This window comes from Streptomyces sp. NBC_00637, from assembly GCF_045161545.1.
GTDB lineage: Bacteria > Actinomycetota > Actinomycetes > Streptomycetales > Streptomycetaceae > Streptomyces.
This window is the reverse complement of sequence record NZ_CP109046.1, coordinates 108,247-129,376: the sequence shown is the minus strand read 5'-3', so window position 1 is coordinate 129,376 and position 21,130 is coordinate 108,247. Positions and strand designations below refer to the sequence as shown.

Annotated in this window: 18 protein-coding genes; 8 read left to right on the top strand and 10 right to left on the bottom strand. The window is 70.6% G+C overall.

The window, feature by feature from the left end; all coding sequences use genetic code 11:
- Nucleotides 1-69 precede the first annotated feature (69 nt).
- Together OG440_RS00500 and OG440_RS00495 are read right to left on the bottom strand one after the other, a co-directional pair.
- Complete coding sequence (locus tag OG440_RS00500) at nt 70-2,883, bottom strand: FtsX-like permease family protein (RefSeq protein WP_406004816.1); 2,814 nt, start codon at nt 2,881-2,883, stop codon at nt 70-72.
- A 5-nt stretch (nt 2,884-2,888) separates the two neighbouring features.
- Nucleotides 2,889-3,587, bottom strand: a complete 699-nt coding sequence (locus OG440_RS00495) for an ABC transporter ATP-binding protein (protein ID WP_406004815.1) — start codon at nt 3,585-3,587, stop codon at nt 2,889-2,891.
- Between the two features lie 55 nt (nt 3,588-3,642).
- Between OG440_RS00495 and OG440_RS00490 the strand changes: the two genes are divergently transcribed.
- Nucleotides 3,643-4,260 (top strand): PadR family transcriptional regulator, encoded by a 618-nt coding sequence (locus OG440_RS00490; RefSeq protein WP_406004814.1) that lies wholly within the window; start codon nt 3,643-3,645, stop codon nt 4,258-4,260.
- Nucleotides 4,261-4,517: 257 nt separating this feature from the next.
- On the opposite strand, the gene OG440_RS00485 is transcribed toward OG440_RS00490, so the two are convergent.
- Nucleotides 4,518-7,643 carry a discoidin domain-containing protein gene (locus OG440_RS00485; protein WP_406004813.1) on the bottom strand — a complete coding sequence of 1,042 codons (3,126 nt, stop codon included), beginning with the start codon at nt 7,641-7,643 and terminating at the stop codon, nt 4,518-4,520.
- A gap of 311 nt (nt 7,644-7,954) precedes the next feature.
- On the opposite strand from OG440_RS00485, the gene OG440_RS00480 reads away from it, so the two are divergent.
- Nucleotides 7,955-8,602, top strand: a complete 648-nt coding sequence (locus OG440_RS00480; RefSeq protein WP_406004812.1) for a dihydrofolate reductase family protein — start codon at nt 7,955-7,957, stop codon at nt 8,600-8,602.
- Between the two features lie 247 nt (nt 8,603-8,849).
- Here the strand turns inward: OG440_RS00480 and OG440_RS00475 are convergent, their stop codons facing one another.
- Genes OG440_RS00475 through OG440_RS00465 form a run of 3 tightly spaced genes read right to left on the bottom strand, consistent with a single transcriptional unit; the run spans nt 8,850 to nt 12,330 of the window.
- Nucleotides 8,850-9,620: a phosphatase PAP2 family protein gene (locus OG440_RS00475; protein ID WP_406004811.1), complete on the bottom strand. Its 771-nt coding sequence runs from the start codon at nt 9,618-9,620 to the stop codon at nt 8,850-8,852.
- On the bottom strand, nt 9,621-10,574 hold the full coding sequence (locus OG440_RS00470) for a YihY/virulence factor BrkB family protein (protein ID WP_406004810.1): 954 nt from the start codon (nt 10,572-10,574) through the stop codon (nt 9,621-9,623).
- A 1-nt stretch (nt 10,575) separates the two neighbouring features.
- A complete protein-coding gene (locus OG440_RS00465; protein ID WP_406004809.1) occupies nt 10,576-12,330 on the bottom strand; it encodes a diacylglycerol kinase family protein in 1,755 nt (584 codons plus the stop codon).
- 408 nt (nt 12,331-12,738) lie between these two features.
- Here OG440_RS00465 and OG440_RS00460 point away from each other — a divergent pair, with 408 nt between their 5' ends.
- A complete protein-coding gene (locus OG440_RS00460) occupies nt 12,739-13,086 on the top strand; it encodes a VOC family protein (protein WP_406004808.1) in 348 nt (115 codons plus the stop codon).
- Nucleotides 13,087-13,278: 192 nt separating this feature from the next.
- Here OG440_RS00460 and OG440_RS00455 read toward each other — a convergent pair whose 3' ends face one another.
- Nucleotides 13,279-14,538, bottom strand: coding sequence for a lactonase family protein (locus OG440_RS00455; RefSeq protein ID WP_406004807.1), 1,260 nt, complete (start codon nt 14,536-14,538; stop codon nt 13,279-13,281).
- A 273-nt stretch (nt 14,539-14,811) separates the two neighbouring features.
- Here OG440_RS00455 and OG440_RS00450 point away from each other — a divergent pair, with 273 nt between their 5' ends.
- Nucleotides 14,812-15,042, top strand: coding sequence for a DUF6480 family protein (locus tag OG440_RS00450; protein ID WP_406004806.1), 231 nt, complete (start codon nt 14,812-14,814; stop codon nt 15,040-15,042).
- A gap of 235 nt (nt 15,043-15,277) precedes the next feature.
- Here OG440_RS00450 and OG440_RS00445 read toward each other — a convergent pair whose 3' ends face one another.
- From OG440_RS00445 to OG440_RS00435, 3 genes are all read right to left on the bottom strand, one after another.
- Nucleotides 15,278-15,442 carry a hypothetical protein gene (locus tag OG440_RS00445; protein ID WP_406004805.1) on the bottom strand — a complete coding sequence of 55 codons (165 nt, stop codon included), beginning with the start codon at nt 15,440-15,442 and terminating at the stop codon, nt 15,278-15,280.
- Nucleotides 15,443-15,455: 13 nt separating this feature from the next.
- Entirely contained in the window at nt 15,456-16,205 is a 750-nt protein-coding gene (locus tag OG440_RS00440) for a transposase family protein (protein ID WP_331739441.1), read from the bottom strand.
- A 125-nt stretch (nt 16,206-16,330) separates the two neighbouring features.
- Nucleotides 16,331-16,582 (bottom strand): hypothetical protein, encoded by a 252-nt coding sequence (locus tag OG440_RS00435; protein ID WP_406004804.1) that lies wholly within the window; start codon nt 16,580-16,582, stop codon nt 16,331-16,333.
- A gap of 377 nt (nt 16,583-16,959) precedes the next feature.
- On the opposite strand from OG440_RS00435, the gene OG440_RS00430 reads away from it, so the two are divergent.
- From OG440_RS00430 to OG440_RS00415, 4 genes are all read left to right on the top strand, one after another.
- Entirely contained in the window at nt 16,960-17,745 is a 786-nt protein-coding gene (locus OG440_RS00430) for a DUF5937 family protein (protein ID WP_406004803.1), read from the top strand.
- Between the two features lie 72 nt (nt 17,746-17,817).
- On the top strand, nt 17,818-18,483 hold the full coding sequence (locus OG440_RS00425) for a hypothetical protein (RefSeq protein ID WP_406004802.1): 666 nt from the start codon (nt 17,818-17,820) through the stop codon (nt 18,481-18,483).
- A gap of 121 nt (nt 18,484-18,604) precedes the next feature.
- A complete protein-coding gene (locus OG440_RS00420) occupies nt 18,605-20,251 on the top strand; it encodes a serine/threonine-protein kinase (protein WP_406004801.1) in 1,647 nt (548 codons plus the stop codon).
- A complete protein-coding gene (locus tag OG440_RS00415; protein ID WP_406004800.1) occupies nt 20,248-21,012 on the top strand; it encodes a hypothetical protein in 765 nt (254 codons plus the stop codon). Before OG440_RS00420 ends, OG440_RS00415 begins: the two co-directional genes overlap by 4 nt.
- The last annotated feature ends 118 nt before the right edge of the window (nt 21,013-21,130 follow it).

Sequence of the window (21,130 nt, the reverse complement as noted above, 5' to 3'; positions counted from 1 at the left end):
ACAGCTCCGAGAACACGGCCCGGCCGGGGCGATCTTCCGGCGCTTCCGCCGCCCGCGCGATCACACGTCCTACTCTCCGGCGAGCAGGTGTGCCGGTGAGGTGCGGTGCAGTGTGCGCACGCTGAGCGCGAGGACCCCGCAGACCAGGCCGACGCCCGCCAGCGTGGACAGCAGCGCTGCGCCGGTCATCGTCAGAAACCTTCCGTCCCACAGCCCTTGGCCCACCGCGAGGACGGTGGCCAGTCCCACGACAGATCCCGTAAGGCCGCCCAGCAGCGCCAGCCCTGCCCCTTCGTACAGTGCGAGGCGGCCGAGTTCCCGCCTCGACCAGCCGGAAGCGCTCAGCACGGCGAGATCGGCGGCTCGTTCGCGCAGGGAGAGGAGCAGGACGTCCACGGCGCCGGCGGCGCCGAGCAGCAAGGTCAGGGCGACGCTGAGGTAGTCGGCCGTACGGGCCTGCGCGACGACCGCGTTGCCCAGCAACGAGCCCGCGATCTCGCCCTGGAAAGCGAGCGTCAGGGTGAGCAGCACGGTGAACGCGGCGACGCCGAGCGCGAGTCCGGCCGCGCCCAGCACCGTCCGACCGGGAACGCGCAGCAGGTTGTTCAGCGCGAGGCCGGCGATGGAACGGGCGGTGGCTGCGCGGCGGGCGCCGGTGACCGGGGCGGTGACGGCGTCCAGCGGCTGGACGCGGGTGGCCCGCCAGGCAGGCGGCAGCCCGGCGCTCAGCGCGAGCAACAGGGCGACGGGCAGCACGGCAGCCGCCTTGGCCGCGGAGACGGACAGGTCGAGCGAGGCTCCCAGGCCGTAGGCGAGAAGGGCGCCCAACGTGCCCGCACCGAGTCCGATCACCGCGAGCTCGCCGAGGATGAGCCGGAGGATCTCCGGGGCACTCCAACCGACGCAGCGCAGAGTTCCGATCTCGGTGCGGCGCGACCGTACGGAGGCCAGGGCGGCCTGTCCGATGAACAGTGCGCAGACCACCAGGACCAGTGCGAACAGGACGGCGCTCTTGCCGTCCACGGCTTTGAGGATCCGCAGGGCGACGCCCTTGGCGACCCAGTACTCGGTGATCTTCACGCCGTGCGGCAGGGCGACCGTCTGCGGAGCAGGGGAGCTGCCGACGGTCACGTCGACCTGGAGTTCGGGGTAGGCGGCGCGGATCTGTCCTGCGACGGAGGCGACGCGGGCGCGGGAAGCGGCGTCCACGCCGCTGACTCCGGCCACCCTGATACGGACTGCACTGACCGGCGCCTTCTCCTGCGCGGTGGGTGTCCTGCGGCTGTGGGTGATGACGGAGAGGGAATCGAGGGTGGTGAGCAAGGTGGGCGGCGGGCTGAGGTAGCCGCCGAGGTTCCGGTCGGGACGCAGCGGCTGGTCGCCGAGCGCGGAGCGGGACGCCTTGTCCGCGCCGGTGACCTGAGGCGAACGGTAGGTCTCCAGAGGGACCTGGGAGAGCGTGGAGAACCCACGGAGCTGGTCGGTGTCGTAGCGGCCGACGATGTTCAGGATCGGGGTCGCGCCGCGCCCGGCGTTCTCATAGTCGCAGTTCCGGGTGTTCATGCAGGTGGTGGAGGTGTGAGCGGTGACCTCGCGGTACTGGGTTCCCTGGTTCTCCTCCGGGACGTTGGGTACCAGCTCGTCCTCCCAGTTGGTCTTCCACAGGTCGGACGACTGGGCGGGCCGGGTCCGTGCCGTGAGACCGTCCTTCGTGGCGGTGTAGTCGACGGGGCCGACGGTCCAGTACACGGGTAGCTCGAAGTCGTCGGCGGTGGTGACGGTGCGCAGACCTGTGCCGAGGTCGGCGCTCGCCCGGCCCACGTCCGTCCCCTTCAAGGAGTTCACGAAGTCGTGGGCCTGCGGGCTGCTCAGCTTCGCGGCGAGGGTCGTCGGGTCGCCGACGTCGAGTTGCTGCACGGTGGCCTTCAGCGTGCCGGCGGTCAGGGCCTGGCTGCTGAGCACCACCGGGACCTGCCAGTCGTGCTGGCGCTGCGACTCCACGGGGTTCAGGTCGAAGGCGTCCGGTCCCCAGAAGGGCCTGTCCTTCGTGGTGAGCATCCGGCCGGAGGTGACCGCCGAGCCCAGGCCCACCAGGGCGTCCTCCGCGCTCGGATCGACGGCCGACAGCAGTACCGGGTAGGCGACCGGTATCTGCGCGACGGCCTTGCCGTCGCCCGGTACACATGTCATGCGTGAGCGCGCGTCTGGGGTGTAGGCGGTCTTTGGCACGGGGTTCCACTCGAAGAGCGGCTGGGGCAGTGGCTCGCCCTGGGTGTCGTGGGTGTCGCCGTTCTTGTCCTCGTTGTAGAACCAGCACACCGCGTACCGGTCGGCGCCGTCGATCTCGTGCTGGAGACCGGGCCAGAGGGTCTCGTCCTTGTTCCACTTCTGGTGGGTGACGATGGGGTTACGGGTGAGGTAGACGTACTGGTCGGCGGCCGGATAGGTGCCGAGGCCCGCCGTCAACTGGGGTGTGAGGCGCAGGAGCTGGGCGGGCTTGCCGCTGTCGCGGAACGCGGACACGTCGACGGGGACGGTGCTCTGCACCATCAGGTAGCCGACATTGGCGACGGGCGCGGCCGTCTCGACACCGGCGAGATGCTTGATCCGCTCGTACTGGGCGAGGGTGATGCCGCCGAAGATGCCCGACAGGAAATTCGCCTCCACCAGGCCCTGTTCGCGTTCGACGGCGGTGCCGGTGCCCGGCGGCCGGACCAGGATGTCGTAGGCGGAGCGGGAGCTGTCCTCGACGAGGCCGGTGGTACGGGCCTGGCTGGTGGTGACGGTCGAGGTGAGCAGGGTGAAACCGGTGGCGGCGACCAGGATGCCCGAGGCGAGCGCCAGGGCGCGCGAGCGCCGGCGCCGCAGCTGGGAAAGGATCATGGCGATCACGGGCGCAGGCCTCCGAGCCGGTCGAGCACGTCAGCCGCAGGAGTCACCTGTTCGTCGGCGACGACACGGCCGTCGCGCAGCCGGACGATCCGGTCACAGCTGACGGCGACCTCGGGATCATGCGTGCTCAGCAGCAGGGTCATGCCGTAACGCTCGCGCAGGGAGAACAGCAGATCGACGATCTCCCGGCCGGTCGTACTGTCGAGGTTGCCGGTCGGCTCGTCCGCGAGCAGCAGCCCCGGCCGCCCGATCAGCGCACGGGAGATGGCCACCCGCTGCTGCTGGCCGCCCGAAAGCTCGGACGGCAGCGCGTCGGCGCGGGACGCCAGACCCACCGCCTCCAGCAGTTCCATCGCCCGGGCCCTGCGGTCGAAGTCCACCCGGCGCGGCAGGACCGGAGCGAGCACGTTGTCCAGCACCGTGAGGGCGGACAGCAGATGGAAGCGCTGGAACACAAACCCGGTACGGCGTCGGTGCGCGTCCAGCCGACGGGGTGTCAACTCCTGCCCGTCGACCTCGATCGTCCCCTCGTCAGGCCGGTCCATGCCGCCGATGAGGTGCAGCACAGTGGACTTCCCCGACCCCGACGGGCCAGTGATCGCGACCGCCTCGCCGTCCCCGATCTCCAGATCGACCCTGTCCAGGGCAACCAGCCCCGGATAGCGGCGGGTCACGCTCTTTAACCTCACACCCACGGTCCGCTCCTCCTACATTGCCACAATCCACCGGTACATTGTCACAATCCAGGAGGTGTGTACATTGCCGCTGCACCACGCCGTGCTCGCCCTGCTGACAGAAGGCGACAGCCACGGCTACGAAATCAAGGGACACTTCGAGAAGGCCATCGGCCCCCAGTGGGGCGGCCTCAACATCGGCCACCTCTACCAGATCCTCGACCGGCTGGTACGCGACGGATTCGTCACCCGCTCGCAGGTGACCCAGTCGGACCGGCCCGACAAAACCCTCTACCGCCTCACACCGGCCGGCCGGGAGGAAGTGCACGAGTGGGCCACGACCGCCTGGATGCGCACGGGCGGGTTCCGCGACGAACTCTTCCTCAAACTGTTCGGCGCCTCCACACTCGGCGCCGACACGCTGAACACCTTCGTCGAAGCGCAGCGCCGGACCTACCTCTCCGAACTCGCCGGACTGACCCGACAGCGCCGCACCCACACCGACGACCCGCTGATCTGTCTGCTGCTCGACGCGGCCATCGCCCACACCAAGGCCGACCTGGGCCTGATCGAAGGAGCCGTCGACAGGCTCTCACCGCCCGCCGGAACGAACGCCGGCGAACCGGGTCGGGAGATCCCCCACGAAAGCCATGACCAGCCGCAGGAACGAACACTGCGCGAAGCGGGCGGCTGACGACCCGCCCTGCCCACCCTCCTGCGGCCGACCAAGGCCGATCGCTGCTGCCGGCCGACGCGAAAAACACGCCCACCGGACCAAGCCGCCTCTCCGACGAGCTGTCCGCTCAACTCGCCACGCAGCAGCCGGCCTTGGGCCACTCTACGGCGACGCCAGGCACGCGTCGGCAACCGCATGACCGATGTGCACGTCGGGCGTGACCGACCGGTGGGCCGCAACCGGGCTGCCTGCCGTGGAATCCTCCAGGATGCAGGTCACGAGGTGATGGTGAGGGCTGTCAGTGCGGTACGGCCTTCGGCCGGGGCGGTGACTCGGAGTGCCACATAGCGGGCCGTGCTGTCGGTGCGCAACACTCCCCGGGCCGTCAGTCGTGCCGCTCCGGAGTATGTACGGCCGTCCTTGCTGAACTCGGCCTGGGCTGCCGGGATGCGCCCGCCCCGCCATTGGGTGCGGATCTCCGTGATGTGCCGCTCGGCGCCCAGGTCTACGACCATCCGACCGTCCGGGCCGGGGGTCCACGCCGTGCCTTCGTCTCCGTCGACCGCGGCATGCGGGTCCGTCATGCCGGGCGGCAACGGCGTGGTCGGGAACGTGGGACGGCCGAGTGCGAGATCGGCAAGAGGGTACGCCGTGGCGCGCGGCACGGTGACCGTGGTCGTTCGGCCCGCACGGACCGTGGCGCCGAGGCTCCTGCCCTGCGCGGACACAGTGACGTGGCAGGAGGGTCCGCCAAGTCGCAGCGTGCGGCCGTCGATCACCTCGGCGCGCAGACCCACGGGAACGCGATCTCCGGACAGGACGAAGCGCGCAGGCATCAGCACGGCGGAAGCGGCGGACAGTTCGGCTCGATAAGCCGTGCCCGATTCGGTGACGGTCTGGAGCCCCGCGTACAGGCGGATTCCGTCGGAGCGCGAGCCCGGGATCGCCACGGTGGTGGTCACGGGATCCGATGAGAGGTTGAACAGGCTCAGGTAGGCGTCGGTGAGAGCGGCCTTCACCTGGGGGGACTGCGCCGAGGGGCTCTTCCGGGCGGCCGCGGTGCGCAGTCGCTCGGGCGTCGCGCCCGGGAGGCCCTCGACCAGAAGGCCCTCGGCCGGTCCGTCGGAGAGGACGACCGTGTCGCCGTACACCGAGATCGGGTTGGCGGCGCCGCGCACGACGAGACCGGCACGGCCGTCGATGTCCAGCCAGCCGCCGCGGCTGGTGAGGTCCGCCCGCGGCCAGACGACCAGGTCGGTCCACTTCTGTCCGTCGACCGACCCCTGCATCCGGTACCCGCGGGCTGCCGCGGTCTCCCAGCGCAGCGTCACCCGGTCCACGTCCAGGGCCGTTCCCAGATCGACAGTGATCCAACTGTCCACGCGGGGACGGTCCGCACGGGACACCGCCCAACGGGTCGAGCCGTCGCCGTCGACCGCGAACGCGGGTGCCCTGCCCGGGTCGAAGGAGGACGCGGAGGCCGTCGCCGCGGCGCCGCGCGCCAGGTCGGCGCCCGTGGCTCCGTCGCGTATCTCGAAGGCGTACAGCGAGTACCCGTACGAGGGGTCGGGGCGTGTCCCGAGCATCCGCAGATGGCGGAACTTTCCGCGCGGGAAGGTGAGTTCGTCGACGCGGGGTCCGGCCTGGGTCGAGGTGTCGGCCTGTGCCGCGACCGTCGTGCTTCCCTCGGCCGTCCGGTACGTGCGGTTTCCGTCCAGCCCCGGCATTCCGGGCATGTTCAGGTTGTGCACCTCGATATGGCCTTCCCCGGCGGCGGTACCGGAGGTCGCGTACACGACGGCGCCGGACGGCAGAGTGGTGAACCCCGCGTACCCGGCGTCCAGCGTGAGCAGGCTCGCGCTGCCGTCGAAGCCGTCCCGCAGCCGGGAGTACGCGACGACCGACCGTCCGGTGACCTTGGCGCCGGTGGTCGGCAGGAACATCGGAGTCGTACCGCTGAGCGCGAACAGCCAGTCCTCATGCGCCGGTTGCCAGGCGAACTTCACGAAACCGGCCTTGCTGACCACGCCGGCCCACGCGTTCGGCGACTGGTGGGAGACGAGACCGGGAGCCGAGCCGTAGTCGGCGACGCCGCTCGCCTGCTCGAAGAGCTCACGCTGTGACACGGGACGCACGGGTGCTCGCCCCGACCGGGCCCGCCACTCGTGGAGCAGATAACTGATGGCCAGTTCGGCACGTGCCTCGGGTTCGTACTTGGCCTCGCCCGAGAACTTGGCCATGCGGTACTGCGGCGGGTAGGCCTGGTAGGCCTCCAGACGTTCGGCCAGGGCGAGTTCGCAGCGGGCGGCGGCGCGGTCTCCGGCCACCTGCGCGAGGAAGGCGAGCGGGATGACGTCGCGGCCGTAGAGGTGTTCGCGGTCGGCGACCATCGGCATCAGGGGCTCTCCCGCATCGCTCATCACCCCGAGCAGGGTGCGCCACAAAGCCGCGGCATTCGGCTGCGCTGTGAACACCTCGGGCAGGGGGCGGCCCGCGACGAGGAAGTGGGCGCTGTTGCGTCCCGAAGTCCGCCAGAGTTCTTCCTGGTAGTGCGGGCCGAACGAGCCATGGTTCTCGACGATGAACGTGTCGTAGAGGTTCTGCGCGGTGTTCGCGCTGACGGCGATCCCGTCCACACGGGCCGGGTTGGCGAGATCGGCGGCCGGCAGGCCCGCCTCGTTGCGGCTCCACCGGCCGAAGGCCGCGCGCCATGCCTCGTAGCGGGGGTCGTCGCCCGCCCAGGCCAGGCCAGGGGCCAGAGCCTGGGTGTAGACCCCCATCTCCTCCAACTTGGTGTCGCCTTCGAAGCCCCCATCCAATCCGTGCGGGGTCCAGCCGCCGGAGCCGGGGTCGTCGGCCGTGCCCAACTGGGTTGTGAACTGCGCCTGTTCGCGAGCGATGGTGTCGACGTTCCGGCGCGTCGCCTCATCGAGGTCGTCCCACAACAGACGGGCCGCGAGGACGAAGTACGACTGGAACGTGGTGTCCCAGAACAGCTTGCGTCCCCACTGGCTCCCGCCGGTCAGCCGGTTGGATGCCGCGAAGTGCTTCAAGGTGGCGAGAGTGTGGGCGCGCAGGGTGTCCTTGTCGACTCCGGCTCGCTCGGCGTCGTAGGGACCCCGGGTCAGCAGGACGGCATTGCCGAGCACGACCGCGAAGCCGAAGTCCTTCTCGGTGTAGTGGCCTTGAGCCGCATCCCACTGCTGTTCCGACCAGCGGGTGTGGCTGAGGAGGACGCGGTAGTACGTGTCGGAGACGGGGTCCGTTCCCGGAGTGGACGTGGTGGTCGCGGCGGAAGCCCGGGCCGAACCCAGGGCGAGCGGGAAGGCGGTCACGGTGCCGGTTGCGCCGATCAGTTGCAAGGCCTGACGGCGAGTGAACCCCACGAAGTGCTGCGGCATCGACGAACCCCTTAGACAACGTTGTCAGAGCGTGCGGTCATTCTGTGGCCACATCGTGTGCACGTCAAGGCTCGCGAAAGCCAACCGGACGAGGCGGCCCTGCGCAGGTAAGGCCGGTGCCGGTCCTCCTTGTGGCCCGGCACCGCACCCGTGGGCATCGGGGTGCCGCCGAACGACGCAGCTGAACGGCCGTGCGGGGCGTATCGCGAAAGAACTCGGGCGTCGCTGTCGATCCGGCCACGTCCCGTTCGACATCCTGATGTACGACGCCTCGTAACAGGAGGAGGCGACAGGATCTGATGAGGGAACACATGGATCAGCTGCTGCGAGTGCAGAACTTCACCATCTCGAGCGACGGCGTCGCCGCAGGGGAGGACCAGAGCCTGGAGCGGCCTTTCGGCCACGCCATCGATCCGGGAAGGCTCTTCGCCTGGGCAGGCGCCACGGCGAGCTGGCCCAACCGTACCGAGCCCGGGGGAAGCCGGGGCCTCGACGACTACTTCACCCGGGATTTCAGCCACAACATCGGCGCCGAGATCATGGGCCGTAACAAGTTCGGCCCCCAGCGCGGCCCGTGGCGCGACGACGAGTGGCGCGGCTGGTGGGGTGACGAGCCCCCCTTCCACACGCCGGTGTTCGTCCTGACCCACCACAAGCGTCCATCCTTCACGCTCGGCGACACCACCTTCCATTTCGTGGACGGCGACCCTGCCACCGTTCTCGCGCAGGCGCGGGAGGCCGCGCAGGGCAAGGACGTCCGGCTCGGCGGCGGCGTGACCACCGTCCGGGAGTTCCTCGACGCCGGTCTCGTCGACACCATGCACGTGGCCGTCGCACCGGTGAAGCTCGGGGCCGGTCTGCGCCTCTGGGACTCGCCCGACCAACTGCTGGACCGGTTCCACATGGACGTCGTGCCCAGCGCGAGCGGCGTGATTCACCACCTCTTCTGGCGGAAATGACCGCCGGCCAGGCATTCTGGTGGTCGCTGTGACCGGGCGCTTCACGGAGACGCCGGTAGCGCCTCGCGGGTGGGCGCCCGGCGTCCTGCGGGCGGGCCCGGAGGGCGCTTTCGGAAGCGGCACGGCGCCGCACGGACCGGCAGGCTCTCACCGGTCGGGGACCAAGAGTGAGAAATGCCAGGCCATCGGGTGCGGCGCCGGGCGGCCGGCGTGCAGCGGGGGCAACGGCGGCGTCAACTGACTCCGGTCACGGCTCGGGGTGGGCGTCGACGAGTTCGGGCTCCAGCCCGTCGCTCACCTCGGCATGGCCCCGGCCGGCCTCGGCGCGCCAGGCCTCGAAGGCCCAGGCGGTGAGGGCGACGACGGCCAGGCCCAGCAGCCAGCCGCCCACCACGTCGCTGAACCAGTGCACGCCGAGCGCGACCCGGGTGAATCCGACCCCGATCACCGACACCACCGCGACGCACCAGGACAGGGGCCGCCAGGCGCGCGGCACCAAGGGCAGCAGAACCAGCAGCAGTACGGCGAACGACGTGGTGGCCGTCATCGCGTGCCCCGAAGGGAAGGAGAATCCCGGAGCGTGTGCCACCGGATCCTCCAGGGACGGCCTGGCCCGCTCGACCACCGTCTTGACCAGGAGCCCGATCAGCCCGCCGGCCACGGCCGTCACGGCGGACCAGGCCGCCAGCCGCCACGCCCCGCGGTACAGCAGCCACACGGTCAGCAGCGCGACCGCGGTCCGCAGGACCGCCGGGTCCCAGACCCAGTCGGACAGGAAACGCAGCACACCGGTCCACGCCGGATGGGCCACGGCCGTCTGATGCAGTCGTTCGGCGGCGCCCGAGTCCAGGCGGCGCAGTGGCCGCCACCGGCCCTCGACGAGGACGAGCAGCAGGGCGAAGGGCACGGCGGCGACGGCGGCGACGACAGCCGCACCGAACAGCCGGGCGCCGAATCTGCGGTCGGCCGCACGGCGACGACGGTCTCGCAGATGCCGGACGGCGGCTCGCACAACCATTCAGACTCCCGGGTCGGGTTCGATCGGACTGGGCCGCAGAGCCCGCGCGGCCTCCAACTGCGCGGCGAACGCCAGCCCGAGGAAGAGGGCGATGGAGGTCAGATAGGCCCAGAGCAGCAGCGACATGAAGGCGCTGAGCGGGCCGTAAACCGTGTCGAACGAGCCGCTGATCCCGAGGTACAGGCTCAGCAGCCAGGTCAGGGCCGTCCACAGCACCAGGTACACGGCGGCACCGAACGCCAGCCAGGTGTATCCGGGTTGTCTGCGCCGGGGTGCCCGCCGGAAGATCACGCTGGCCGAGATGAGCGCGAGCAGCAGCCCGAAGGGCCAGCGCATTATCTCCCAGGCGGTCTGGGCGTCGCCGTCGAGCCGGTAGACGCTCACCGCCGCGGAGGCCAGATCGCCGCCGGCCACCATGACGATGAAACCGAGCCCGAGGGGCAGCCCGGCGCTGACGGACATCACCAGGCCACGCAGGTACTTGTGCCCGAAGGGGCGGTCGCGCTCGTTGCCGTAGATCCGGTTGGCGCCCCGCTCCACCTGGCACATCGCGGTGGTGGTGTTGACCAGCGAGAAGAGCAGACCGAACCAGAGCGCGACCTGCGCGCCGTCGCCCGCCTTCCGTCGGCTGCGCTCCAGCGCGTCGTCGACCACGTCGGCGCTGGGCCCCTCGGAGAGCCGGTGGATCGTCAGCTCGGCCAGCCGGCCGATGTTCTCGGTGTGCAGCGTGGTGGAGAGCCCCACGAACGCGATGGCCAGCGGGATCACCGCCAGGACCGTCTGCAGGGCGAGCGCGCGGGAATGGGTGAAGCCGTCGGCGTACCGGAAGCGGACGAAGGAGTCGCGCAGCAGGGCCCAGCGGCCGTAGCGGCGCAACGATGCCAGCGCCTCGTCGGCGGACAGCTCGTCGCCGGTCATGTCACGCGTCTCGGGGACTTTGGTCGCGGTACCCATGTCACTCACCTCCAGCGGGCAGCAGCACCGTCAGCGCCCCCGGTCTGACCTCGGCGGTGAACCGGCGGCCCGGCGCCACCGGATCGCCGTCGAGTTCCCGGGACTGCGTGGAGTCGAAGGTCAGTTCGGCCCGGCGGAACGTGAAGAACTCCACCGGAATGCCGCTGCGGTCGCCGTCCCGTGTCGTGAGGGTGTCCACGTCCGAGGGGCGGGGCCGCTTCGCACCACCGCGCAGCAGGGTCGCCAGCGCTCGTACCCAGCCGCCGACACCGCGCGGGTCGAGGATCAGCAGATCGAGCAGTCCGTCGTCGGGGCGGGCGGCCGGCAGGAGCGTCGTCCCGCCCTGCACGGTCCCGACATTGCCGACGAGCACCATCCGGGCTGTGCGGCGCAGGGCGGGCGCGTCGTCGAGCCGGACGCTCAGGCGCATCCTCGGTGTGCGCAGGGCGCCGACGCCGGCCAGCACATAGGCGGGCCAGCCCAGGACGGACTTGGCGCGGTCGTCGGTGTGCTCCATGATCTCGGCGTCCAGACCGGCCCCGGACATCGCGGCGAAGTGGGTGGCGGTGAGACCGTCCCCCTCGACGCGGCCGAGGTCGAGGCGGTGCGGGGCGCCCCGCAGGGCGGCGGCGAGCGCCTCGGTGGGGGACAAAGGCAGGCCGAGGTTGCGGGCCAGCAGATTACCGGTGCCACAGGGCACGACGGCCAGCGGTACGCCGCTGCCGGCCAGGGCGTCCGCCGCCGCCCGCAGGGTGCCGTCACCGCCGCAGACCACGACCAGCCGAGCCCTGTCCCGGACCGCGCCGGCCGTCTGACCCGTGCCCGGGTCCTCCGCCGTGGTCTCGACGAACACCGGTGCTGGGTGCCCGTGCCGTTCCAGGACCTCGCGCAGCGCCTCACAGTCGGCTTCGCCGGTCACCGTCGGGTTGAAGACGACCACGGTCCGGCCCGGGGCCGTCGCATGCCCGTCGGCCCCCGCGTCCGCGACGGACGTCATGGGGTTCGCTCCGACCGGGGCGGTCACGGCCCCGTCGGTGAACAGCGCCCGGCCGACGATCAGCAGGGACAGGCCGCCGTTGACCAGCCCGCCGATGACGTCTGTGGGGTGGTGCATGCCCCGGTAGAGGCGGGCGACGGCCACCATCACCGGTACCAGAAGCAGCAGACCGCCCACGATCCGGCGCCACGGCCCGCGGAGCCGGGACAGGGCGAGCACCGCCAGTCCGCCGTAGAGCGCGGCGGCCGCCCCGGTGTGGCCGGACGTGTAACTGGAGGTGGGCGGGGAGGCGTCCAGGCGGTGAACCTCGGGGCGGTGGCGGTCCACCGACTCGGTGATGACCAGGAACACCAGCGACTGGAGCGACACCGCGACGGCGAGGAAGGCCGTCTGACGCCACATCGGCAGCCGGGGGAGCAGGACGAGGCCCGTGGACGCCAGCACGGTGACGGCGATCACCGTGAGGGTGTTGCCGGCCTCCGAGCCGAGGAACGACAGGGTGTTCAGAGTGCCGGTCCGGGCGTGTTCGAAGCCCTCGTCGACCTCGTCCTCGACCGTCATCGGCCACAGCCCACGGGCGGGCCCGGTGATCAGCAGCCCGAGTCCCACCATCAGCGCGCCCTGACAGACCGTCAGGGACGCGATACGTGCGGCGGCGCGGCCGGTACCTCGAGGCAGGGCGAACGAACGGCCGCTCCGGGCGGCCCCGATCTGCCCGTCGGGCAGTTCGGCCGGTCTTTCCGCTGCGGCGGTCGGCATCAGGTCTCCTCCGGGTCGGCGCGATACGGCGATGTCGGCCAAAGGCGTTGGGGCCGTTGCACCGCCGACTGCCCGCGATGTGCCGGCGCAGACCTGCCACTGGTCGGGAGATCCACTCCGCCGAAGCCCTCATCCGCCTCCCGCGCACCTCCGCACTACCCCGGCCGCAGTGCGTGGGGCCGACGCCAACCTGCGCGTTTCGCCCCGTCGATCACCCGGTACTCCTCGCCGAACAGGGGAGCGGAAGGGCGGCCGCACGGGCAGTGCGTCGACCGGGAATCGTTCGCGCTGCGCCTCCAAGGACGTGATTCGACCAAGGACGTGTTTCGACAGCGTGTGCGGCGACCGAGGTGGCGTAGTACTTGTGGGGAGACATCACGTCCGCTTCGTTCTCGTGGGGAGTCAACGATGGCCGTTCGCCGTGTCATGCCGATCATCCGGTCGGAGGCCGCGCAGGAAAGCCGGGAGTTCTACGGACTGCTGGGCTTCGAGGAGGTCATGAACCACGGCTGGATCGTGACGCTCGCCTCCCCGTCCAGCCCGGCGGCACAGCTCAGCGTCATGACCGGCGACAAGACCGCGCCCGTCACCCCCGACATGAGTATCGAGGTGGACGACGTCGACGCGGCCTACGCGGTGATGAGGGAGAGCGGCGCCGAGATCGTTCACCCGTTGCAGGACGAGGAGTGGGGCGTACGGCGGTTCTTCGTCCGTGACCCCAGCGGACGGGTGGTCAACGTGCTGAGCCACCGCTGAGGGCCCGAAGAAGCAACGGGTCAGAAGGTCAGCGGGGCAGTTCGACCGTGTGCGGTCGATCGGCGGGGGCGGGGGCGGGGGTCCGCGGGATTCCGGCGGCCGCCGCCGACGTACCGTCGGGGCCGTCCGTGGAGGGGCCGGCGCGGCGGACCGCCGCGCCGCTTCGCCGGGGTGCTCGGCTCCGGTAGCCGGTCACACCGCCGCGATGCCCTCCATCCCGGACTCGCCGAAGGCGGGCAGGCCGTCGGCCGTGGTCACCTTGGTGAGCAGGCCGTCCTCGCCGACCCGGAAGCCGTCCACCGTGCCGGACGTTGCGTTCTGGACGTAGACGAACTCGGCGTCCCGCGTCACGGCTATGTCGATCACGCCCCGGGAGTTCTCCGAGGGCTCCGCGGCCAGACCGTTCTCGCTGGTGAGGACGAGTTCGCCGTGTTCGTCCCTGGTGTAGCCGGAGAGCGTCGAGCTGCCGGTGCTGCCGCCGAAGAAGAAGTCCCCCGCGCGTTCGAGCCAGCACAGCGTGTCCTGACCGTTGGCCAGAGGTGTCTGAACGGGTTCCACCGTGCCGTCCTCGGCCACCTCGTACACGCTGACCGTCGACTTCTCGGCCTCGGCGACGAGCATGCGCCCGTCCTCGTCGAAGGTGACCGCGAACGGCACGCCGCCGGCGGACTTGCTGACGACCGGTTCCTGGACGGCCGGGGTGCCGTCGTCGTTCATCGGGAACACTTCGAGGGTGTTCGCCGACTTCGTGGTGACGACCAGAGCGGCGCCGTCCGGGGTGAACTCCACCTCGCCCGGCGAACTGGAGAACAGCGGCACGTCCTCGTTCTCCAGGCCCAGGGAGCGGTGGGTGCCCTCCAGCGGCGTGAGTCCGGCGCCGGTGATCTCGAAGCCCTGGACACTGCCCTCCCCGCCCGCGTTCATCACGTACGCGATGTTCCCCGACACCGCGATGCTCGCGGGGAACTTCCCTCCACTGTGCGTGACATGGGGGTCCATCAGGGTCCGGCCCCGCACCTTGAACGACGTCACGGTGTCGCTTCCCGCGTTGACCGCGAGCAGCGTCCCCGACGCGTCGTCGTAGACGAGGGAACCCTGGGAGGCGAGCGAGTCGGTGGGCGCGTCGACCTGGTCGCCCCCCTTGCCTCCGGTCGGATAGGTCCCGGCCGCCGTCAGCGTGCCGTCGTCGGCACGCTCGAACGCGTGAATGGTGTTGCCGTCCAGTTCGTTGCCCTGCACGAAGACGGCGTGGTCGGCCCCCGTGGCGGAAGGATCCACGCCCTGCGCGTGGAAGGGCCTCGCCGACTGCGGAGGAGGACCCGCCGTCTGGCCCGCCGACGCCATGTTCGCGGCTGTCACCGTCACGGCGGTGACGAGAAGGCCGGCACCCACCAGGGTCAGTACCGTCCTGGGCTTCGCCTTGTGACCGCGAGCCGTGCTGCGCCTGCTCATATCCGCCTCCTTGTGGATCACCGTCCTCGTGAGGACGGTGGCTGTTGTCGCCAGGAGTACGAAGGAGCGGACACCATTTCCCGGGCCGGGTCCCTCATGTCAGCGTCTCGTAAGAATTCGCGGCGAACGGCTCGGCCCGGACCGGTTCCGCCAGCCACGGTCACCGTCCGACCGGCCGCGGGAGGGCAGGAGATGCGACGATGGAACGTGACGGCTCGCATCGACCAGAGCGCGCGGACAATCCCGCTCGACGCTGGTACTGGAGAGATAGCCATGGACAGACAACCGAGAGCACGAACCGGTCAGACCCCGCAGGCCGGGCCCGCTGTACAGCCACTGGTTCCTCCGACGGAGACCCCTCCGGCGGAGGGATCGGTCGCGGAGGCCCACCCTGAGCGACCTGACGGCGGCATGTGGGAGCACCCCCGCGTGTGGCTGACGCTCATCGTCATCGGAGCCGTCATCGTCGCGGGGTACTTCATCGCTCGCATCGTCGGTATGTGATCGTCGGTATGCGGCGGAGGGTGTCGTCGTCCGCGTGGCGGCGTGGGTGGCCGCGTGCGGCGTCAGATATCTGGCGTCTGATCACCACGGCATGACGGGCACCCCGATCACCCGGGGGCACGACGGGACGTCCCGCTGACGGAACGGACGCATGCGACGCACCGCGTCCGAGCGGTGCGTCGCATGCGTGCCCGTGTCGCGGAGGTCGGCCGCCGGGGCCGGAGAACCCCGGTTCCTAGTAGGCCGTACGCCCGCTGCGAGTGCCGCCGCCGTTCGTGGTCACGAAGTAGAACTTGGTGCCGTCCAGCACATCGGTGGCGACCACCTGGTAGCCGGCGTCCTCCGTGACCAGGGTCCAGTGGTCCTGGCAGTAGCCGTGAGCGGCCCAGCACACGGCCACCCACTGAGCGTTTTCAGCGTTGCTTCTCCAGGGTGAGGACGGCCTTGGTGATGACGCTCATGCGGTTGGGGCTGATGCGGGATCTGCGGAAGATCTGCCAGGACTTCAGCCGTGCCATGCCTCGTTCGACAGGTGCCCGGGCCACGGACAGGGCCCGGTTCTCGGTCCGCTCGGTGAGGGTGAGTTCACCGCCTGGCGGGCGGCGCTTGGCGGTGGTGACCCAGTCGCCTGCACCGGTGTAGGCCATGTCGGCGAGGATCGGGACGCCCTGGCGCGCACAGATCCGGAGGATCTTGTGGGTGCGGGCGGCCGTCAGATCGTGGGTCCGGCCCGGCAGTGCCGGCGACAGCCACAGAATCTCACCGGCCGGGTCAGTGACGACCTGCACGTTCACCCCGTGCCGCTTGTGTTTCGAGGAGTAGTCGGCCCTGCCGTCGCCGACGCGGTCGCACTCGGCGAGCGTGCCGTCCAGGAGGACGAAGTCCGGGTCGTGCACGCGCAGCGTCTTCAGCAGGCCGGGGGCCTGCTCGGCGAGCAGACCAGTGACCGCGGTGACATAGGCGTGTGCGGTGCCGACGGATATCCCGAAGGCTCTGGCGATACGGGCGAGGGTGTCATGGCGGCGCAGGTACACGAGTGCGACCAGCGCACGGCGGTGCGGCGGGAGTTTGCACCGCCGGTCACCCTCACGGGTGACGATGAGCATCGTGACCCACTCGACCAAGGCGTGGGGCAGGTCGAGTGCGGCAGGATAGGGAACCAACAGGGCTCCTGTGCTGCTGAGTTGAGACGTCGAACACCTCCCTCAACGGCACGGGAGCCCTGTCCGTTGCGCACCCCGACCTCGCACCGCCCCCGTCACCCGATCAGTGGCCACACTGAAAACGCTCACTGGCTGCCGCCGGAGTCGATCCGCAGGTTGATGTCGTTGCAGCGCGAACTCGTCGTGTACGTACCGCTGTAGCCGTTCGCCGGCAGACTGATCGCGACCGACCCGCCGTAACAGGTGACCGCTGCCTGGTCGGCCCCGTCGGTGGCGGCCGACGCGGTGGCCGGCACCAGGAACGAGAGGAACAGCACGCTCGCGGCCAGGATGCCCAGCCGGCGCGGGCGGAGCCCTCTCTCGCTTATGCGACCCATCATGTGTCCTTTCGGTTTGCGATATCGGACTTGATTTCCCGTCGCGGAGTTCCATTCTTTACAGAACCCGCCTCGGTGTTGTCTTTGTGTCTGGCTTGCAGGCATGTTCCCAACGCCCGGCGCGAACTGTCATGCTCATTCGATTCCAGTGAAGAGGCGCAGGTGTATCTAGGGGGAGACAGCGGATGCTCCGCTTCTATTTCACCGCCGAGGACTTGGCGCGCACACGGGTGGCGGCGACGCCTCACCCGTTGTGGGAGATCGCGGCCAGCCTGCACAGATTCCAGACCCGCAGCGGCAGAGGAAACTACTTGGATTGGTACGGCAGAACGTGCGTAAACCTCCAGGAAACGGGGCTCGCACATCCGGTGAGAACGATGTTGCTGCCGCTGTTCCCGCGCGCCCGCTATTTCGCCGACTTTCTCACGCCGTTCGAAGGCGTCGACGGACTCGAGCCCGCGCTGGAGGCCATACTCGCGACACCCGACGGGCAGGTGAACCATGAAATGGTCAGGGCGGCTCGGGCGAGCCGGGTGCCGTCCTGGACGTTACGCGTCGCCGACAAATCGCTGCGCCGCGACCTCGTGAACCTGCTGCGCGCCTATCACCGGACCGTCATCACTCCGCACGAGGAGAACATCCAGGAGACCTTCCAGGCGGAACGTGCCCGTCATGCCCGGACCCTGCTGGCCGAGGGGACCGCCGGGCTGCTGGCCGACCTCTCGCCGACGGTCCGCTGGCGGCACCCGGTGCTGGAGGTGCCGGACTACCCCGCCGAGAGCGATGTGCAGCTGGGCGGCCGCGGGCTGCTGCTCATCCCGTCCTACTTCTGCTGGAAGTCACCCATAGCCCTGGCGGACCCCGGGCTGCCGCCGGTGCTCGTCTACCCCGTCCACCGGGTACTGACGGCCGCCACGGCCCAGGACGAGGCCGCGCTGCACGTCCTCCTCGGCCGCACCCGCGCGGTCATCCTGCGCGCGGCTGCCACCGGGGTCACGACGAGCGAGGCGGCCCGCCGGGCCGGGGTCTCCACCGGAACCGCCACGCACCACACCAGGGCCCTGCGGGACTCCGGACTCATCACCACCCACCGGCGTGCCAACAACGTCCTGCACACCCTCACCACACTGGGCGCGGCCCTTCTGGGCGCCGAGCGGAGATGATGTCCCGCTCACCGAACTCGTAGGGTGGATCTGCTCGGTAGGAGAAGAGTCTTCACGCAGACGGGGTAACTCATGGGCAGAGCACGCACATTCCTCATATCGGCCGCCGCCGTAGCGGCGCTGATCACCGTGTCGGGATGTTCGGAGGACGAGCCGGCTGCCGAGGCCTCCCCGTCCGAGCTCGCCCACTACACGGCTGCTCCCGGCCCGGACACTCCGGCGCAGAGCCCGACGGCCACGCCCGAGTGCGTGAAGACCGCAGGCATGAGCGTCGCGCAGCTGACGGACTATCTGAAGAATCTGCGCAGCGCCGGCGGCGAATACCGGTCCAGCGGTCTGACCCTGGACTCCTCCGGCCTGAACTTCACTCCGGAAGCGATCCAGAGGCCGTGCACGGCGGTCACGGTGAAGCTCGCCCACTACTGGGTCGATGTCGAGCAGACGAGGGAAGCGACTGCCGTCAACGCGGCCCGCTACGAATACCAGTACACGCTGTTCGAGGCCTCGACCCGTAAGGCGGGCCCGCAGGACGGCAGGGTCCCCGACACCGCCCCGCCGGGGGGCAACGGCTGCCAGGGCACGGTTTCGGTGGTGTACCTCGGCAAGGACATCCCGCTGAGCTCCCTGCCCAACGACCTGGAGCTGACCGGTACGACAGCCCCCGTCCCGGTCGAGGTGGACGGAGACGGGGTGCTGTCCGCGATCTACGTCTCGCCCGTCGACGTGGAGTCCTGTTGACCGGGTGAAGCCGACCGCAACCGCGGTGGCCGAAATCGTGTCTCTCAACGCATGGCCCGGTCGCCCGGGAGCCGGGTGAGGCTGCGGGGGCACGGCGGCAGGGCAGGCTTGGGGGAGTGGAATGAACACGTGGGCAGTGCCCGGATACACCGAGTCACGCGAGCTCGGGTCGGGGGCCAGCGGCCGGGTCGTCCTGGGCGTGCACGAGGAGACCGGCGTTCCGGTCGCGGTGAAGTACCTCAGCGAGTCACTGCGCACCAGGCCAGGCTTCCTGCGGGACTTCCGGGCGGAGGCAAGGCTGCTCGGCGGGCTCCGGAGCCCGTATGTCACCGGGCTGTACGAGTACGTGGAGAGCCCGGACGGCGCCGCCATCGTGATGGAGCTGGTGGACGGCGTCTCGTTGCGGACCCTGCTGAGCAGCCAGGGTCCGCTCGGCCCCGAGGCCGCGCTCGTCATCCTCAAGGGGTCGTTGCTGGGACTGGCCGACGCGCACGGCATCGGCGTCGTCCACCGCGACTACAAGCCCGAGAACGTCCTGGTGGTGCCCGACGGCTCGTCCAAACTCGTCGACTTCGGGATCGCGGTGGACGCGGGCACCAGCGCCGGGGTGGCCGGCACCCCGTCCTACATGGCCCCGGAGCAGTGGACCGGCGCGCCCGCGTCCCCCGCCGCCGACGTGTACGCCGTCACGGCCACCTTCTTCGAGTGCCTGACGGGCCACAAGCCGTACGGGGGCCAGAACCTCGCCGAACTCGCCCTCCAGCACATCGACGCGCCCGTCCCCGCCGAGGAGGCACCGGCGGCGGTACGTGAGCTGGTGCGCCGAGGTCTGGCCAAGGACCCGGAGGAACGGCCCGCACAGGCCGAGGAGTTCGTCACGGAACTGGAGGCGGCCGCCGGCGCCGCCTACGGGCCGGACTGGGAGGAACGCGGTCGCGGCCGACTCGCCGCGCTGGTGGCACTGCTGCCGCTGCTCCTGCCCTCGTACCGCGGGGCTCCCCGGACGGCCACGGACACCGCACGCACGGTACTGCGTCCGGAGCCGGGCCTCGGCAGGGTGCGGTCGTGGCTGCCGGGCCGGGCCGGAATGCTGGTCTCGGGTGCCGCAGTGCTGATCGGCGTCCTCCTGACCTACGGAGTCCAGCACGGCCCGGGGTCGGACCCGCAGCAGGCGGCCCAGGCCCTGGCCACCACCAGTGCGCAGCCCGGCGCGGACCCCGCGTCGCCCACCGCGGCGACCGCCTCGGCCCCGGCCTCCTCATCGCCGACGCCCTCCGCGTCGGCCGACCCGCCGCCCCCGGATCCGGCGGTCACCGGCAGCGGTGACGCCTCGGCCTCCGCCACCGCGGCTCCCGCGCCCTCCACGGAGACGACCACACCCGGCGGGGCGACCGGCACGCCGACGCCGACGACCGTGTCCTCGCCGACACCCGCCGCCCTTACCACCGTCAAGGACGTCACGGTGTCGGCCTTCGCCCAGACGGGTTCCGCGACCGCCACGGCGACCATCGCCATCACCACGGACGGCACCGGGCCGTTCTCCCTCACCGTCTCGTGGTTCACGGGCGACTCCCCGCGCCGGCTCGACACCGCGGACGGAGGGTCCCAGACCTTCGAGCGCAGCGGTGCCACCCGGTACACGGTCACCGTCGACCACACCTTCCAGGGTGCCGGCTGCTACTGGGCGGTCCAGGCCGCGACCAGCCCGGCCGCCGACGGTGGCGGCGCCTCGCAGCAGCTTCTGACCAGGCAGTGTGACGTCCGATGACCGGACAGAACGACCGCGGTCCCCTGTCCGCGGAAGACGGCGAGCCCACCCAGGTGCTCTCGTCCGCCGACGAGGGCACAGCCACCGTCCACCTCGGCCCGGCCGCTCCCGAGGGCGGTATCCCGACATGCCGAGCGGCCTGCGCCGAGGACGAGTACAGCGCCACCGTGCTGGCCAGCCACTGGATCCAGAGACCCGTACCGGACGAGACCCTGGTGGCGGAAACCTCCACGACGATCAGGTCGGCGTCGCCGGATCGCGTCGAAGGCACCGTGCTGCGTTTCGGCCCGGGTGTGACCGGCGCCCCCGCCGTCTCGGACCGCACCCGCCGGACGTCCCCAGTCCTGCCGCCGCCTCCCGCAGCGTCTCGTCGGCGACCGCGCAGACACGCGCTGCCCGCGCTGGTGGTGCTCTGCGTCCTGGCGTTCCTCGCGTGGCAGCGATCCGGCCCGGCCCTCGCGGTGAGCACGGTCGCGGTCACGGCCCGGCCGGCCGTCCTGGGATGCGACGGCACCGCGGACCTCGTCGGCCTCGTCGCCACGAACGGCCGTCCCGGCACCCTGTCCTACCGCTGGATCCGAAGCGACGGCACCGCCTCGGGCATCCTGCGGGAAGAGCTGGTCAGTGGTCAGAGACACGCACGGCTTCACCTGCTGTGGACCTTCCAGGGCGAGGGCCACCGCTCGGCGCGGGCCGAACTGCGCATTCTCTCGCCGGACCAGCGACCGGTCACCGCCACTCTCACGTACGACTGCACCTGACGGGGTGGGCAAGGTGAGCGAGAGGTGTCCCCGCCCGCGCCGGTACTGACACCGGCCCCCGGGCGAACGATCCCGCTCGAAGCCCCAACCCCTGCCGCACGACGGTGAAAAGGCGCCG

What these genes read in the sequence shown, in the direction of transcription:
- OG440_RS00500 (WP_406004816.1), bottom strand. Translation starts at nt 2,883, where the DNA reads ATGATCCTTTCCCAGCTGCGGCGCCGGCGCTCGCGCGCCCTGGCGCTC.
- OG440_RS00485 (WP_406004813.1), bottom strand. Translation starts at nt 7,643, where the DNA reads ATGCCGCAGCACTTCGTGGGGTTCACTCGCCGTCAGGCCTTGCAACTG.
- OG440_RS00480 (WP_406004812.1), top strand. Translation starts at nt 7,955, where the DNA reads ATGGATCAGCTGCTGCGAGTGCAGAACTTCACCATCTCGAGCGACGGC.
- OG440_RS00475 (WP_406004811.1), bottom strand. Translation starts at nt 9,620, where the DNA reads ATGGTTGTGCGAGCCGCCGTCCGGCATCTGCGAGACCGTCGTCGCCGT.
- OG440_RS00470 (WP_406004810.1), bottom strand. Translation starts at nt 10,574, where the DNA reads ATGGGTACCGCGACCAAAGTCCCCGAGACGCGTGACATGACCGGCGAC.
- OG440_RS00465 (WP_406004809.1), bottom strand. Translation starts at nt 12,330, where the DNA reads ATGCCGACCGCCGCAGCGGAAAGACCGGCCGAACTGCCCGACGGGCAG.
- OG440_RS00460 (WP_406004808.1), top strand. Translation starts at nt 12,739, where the DNA reads ATGGCCGTTCGCCGTGTCATGCCGATCATCCGGTCGGAGGCCGCGCAG.
- OG440_RS00455 (WP_406004807.1), bottom strand. Translation starts at nt 14,538, where the DNA reads ATGAGCAGGCGCAGCACGGCTCGCGGTCACAAGGCGAAGCCCAGGACG.
- OG440_RS00450 (WP_406004806.1), top strand. Translation starts at nt 14,812, where the DNA reads ATGGACAGACAACCGAGAGCACGAACCGGTCAGACCCCGCAGGCCGGG.
- OG440_RS00435 (WP_406004804.1), bottom strand. Translation starts at nt 16,582, where the DNA reads ATGGGTCGCATAAGCGAGAGAGGGCTCCGCCCGCGCCGGCTGGGCATC.
- OG440_RS00430 (WP_406004803.1), top strand. Translation starts at nt 16,960, where the DNA reads ATGTTGCTGCCGCTGTTCCCGCGCGCCCGCTATTTCGCCGACTTTCTC.
- OG440_RS00425 (WP_406004802.1), top strand. Translation starts at nt 17,818, where the DNA reads ATGGGCAGAGCACGCACATTCCTCATATCGGCCGCCGCCGTAGCGGCG.
- OG440_RS00420 (WP_406004801.1), top strand. Translation starts at nt 18,605, where the DNA reads ATGAACACGTGGGCAGTGCCCGGATACACCGAGTCACGCGAGCTCGGG.
- OG440_RS00415 (WP_406004800.1), top strand. Translation starts at nt 20,248, where the DNA reads ATGACCGGACAGAACGACCGCGGTCCCCTGTCCGCGGAAGACGGCGAG.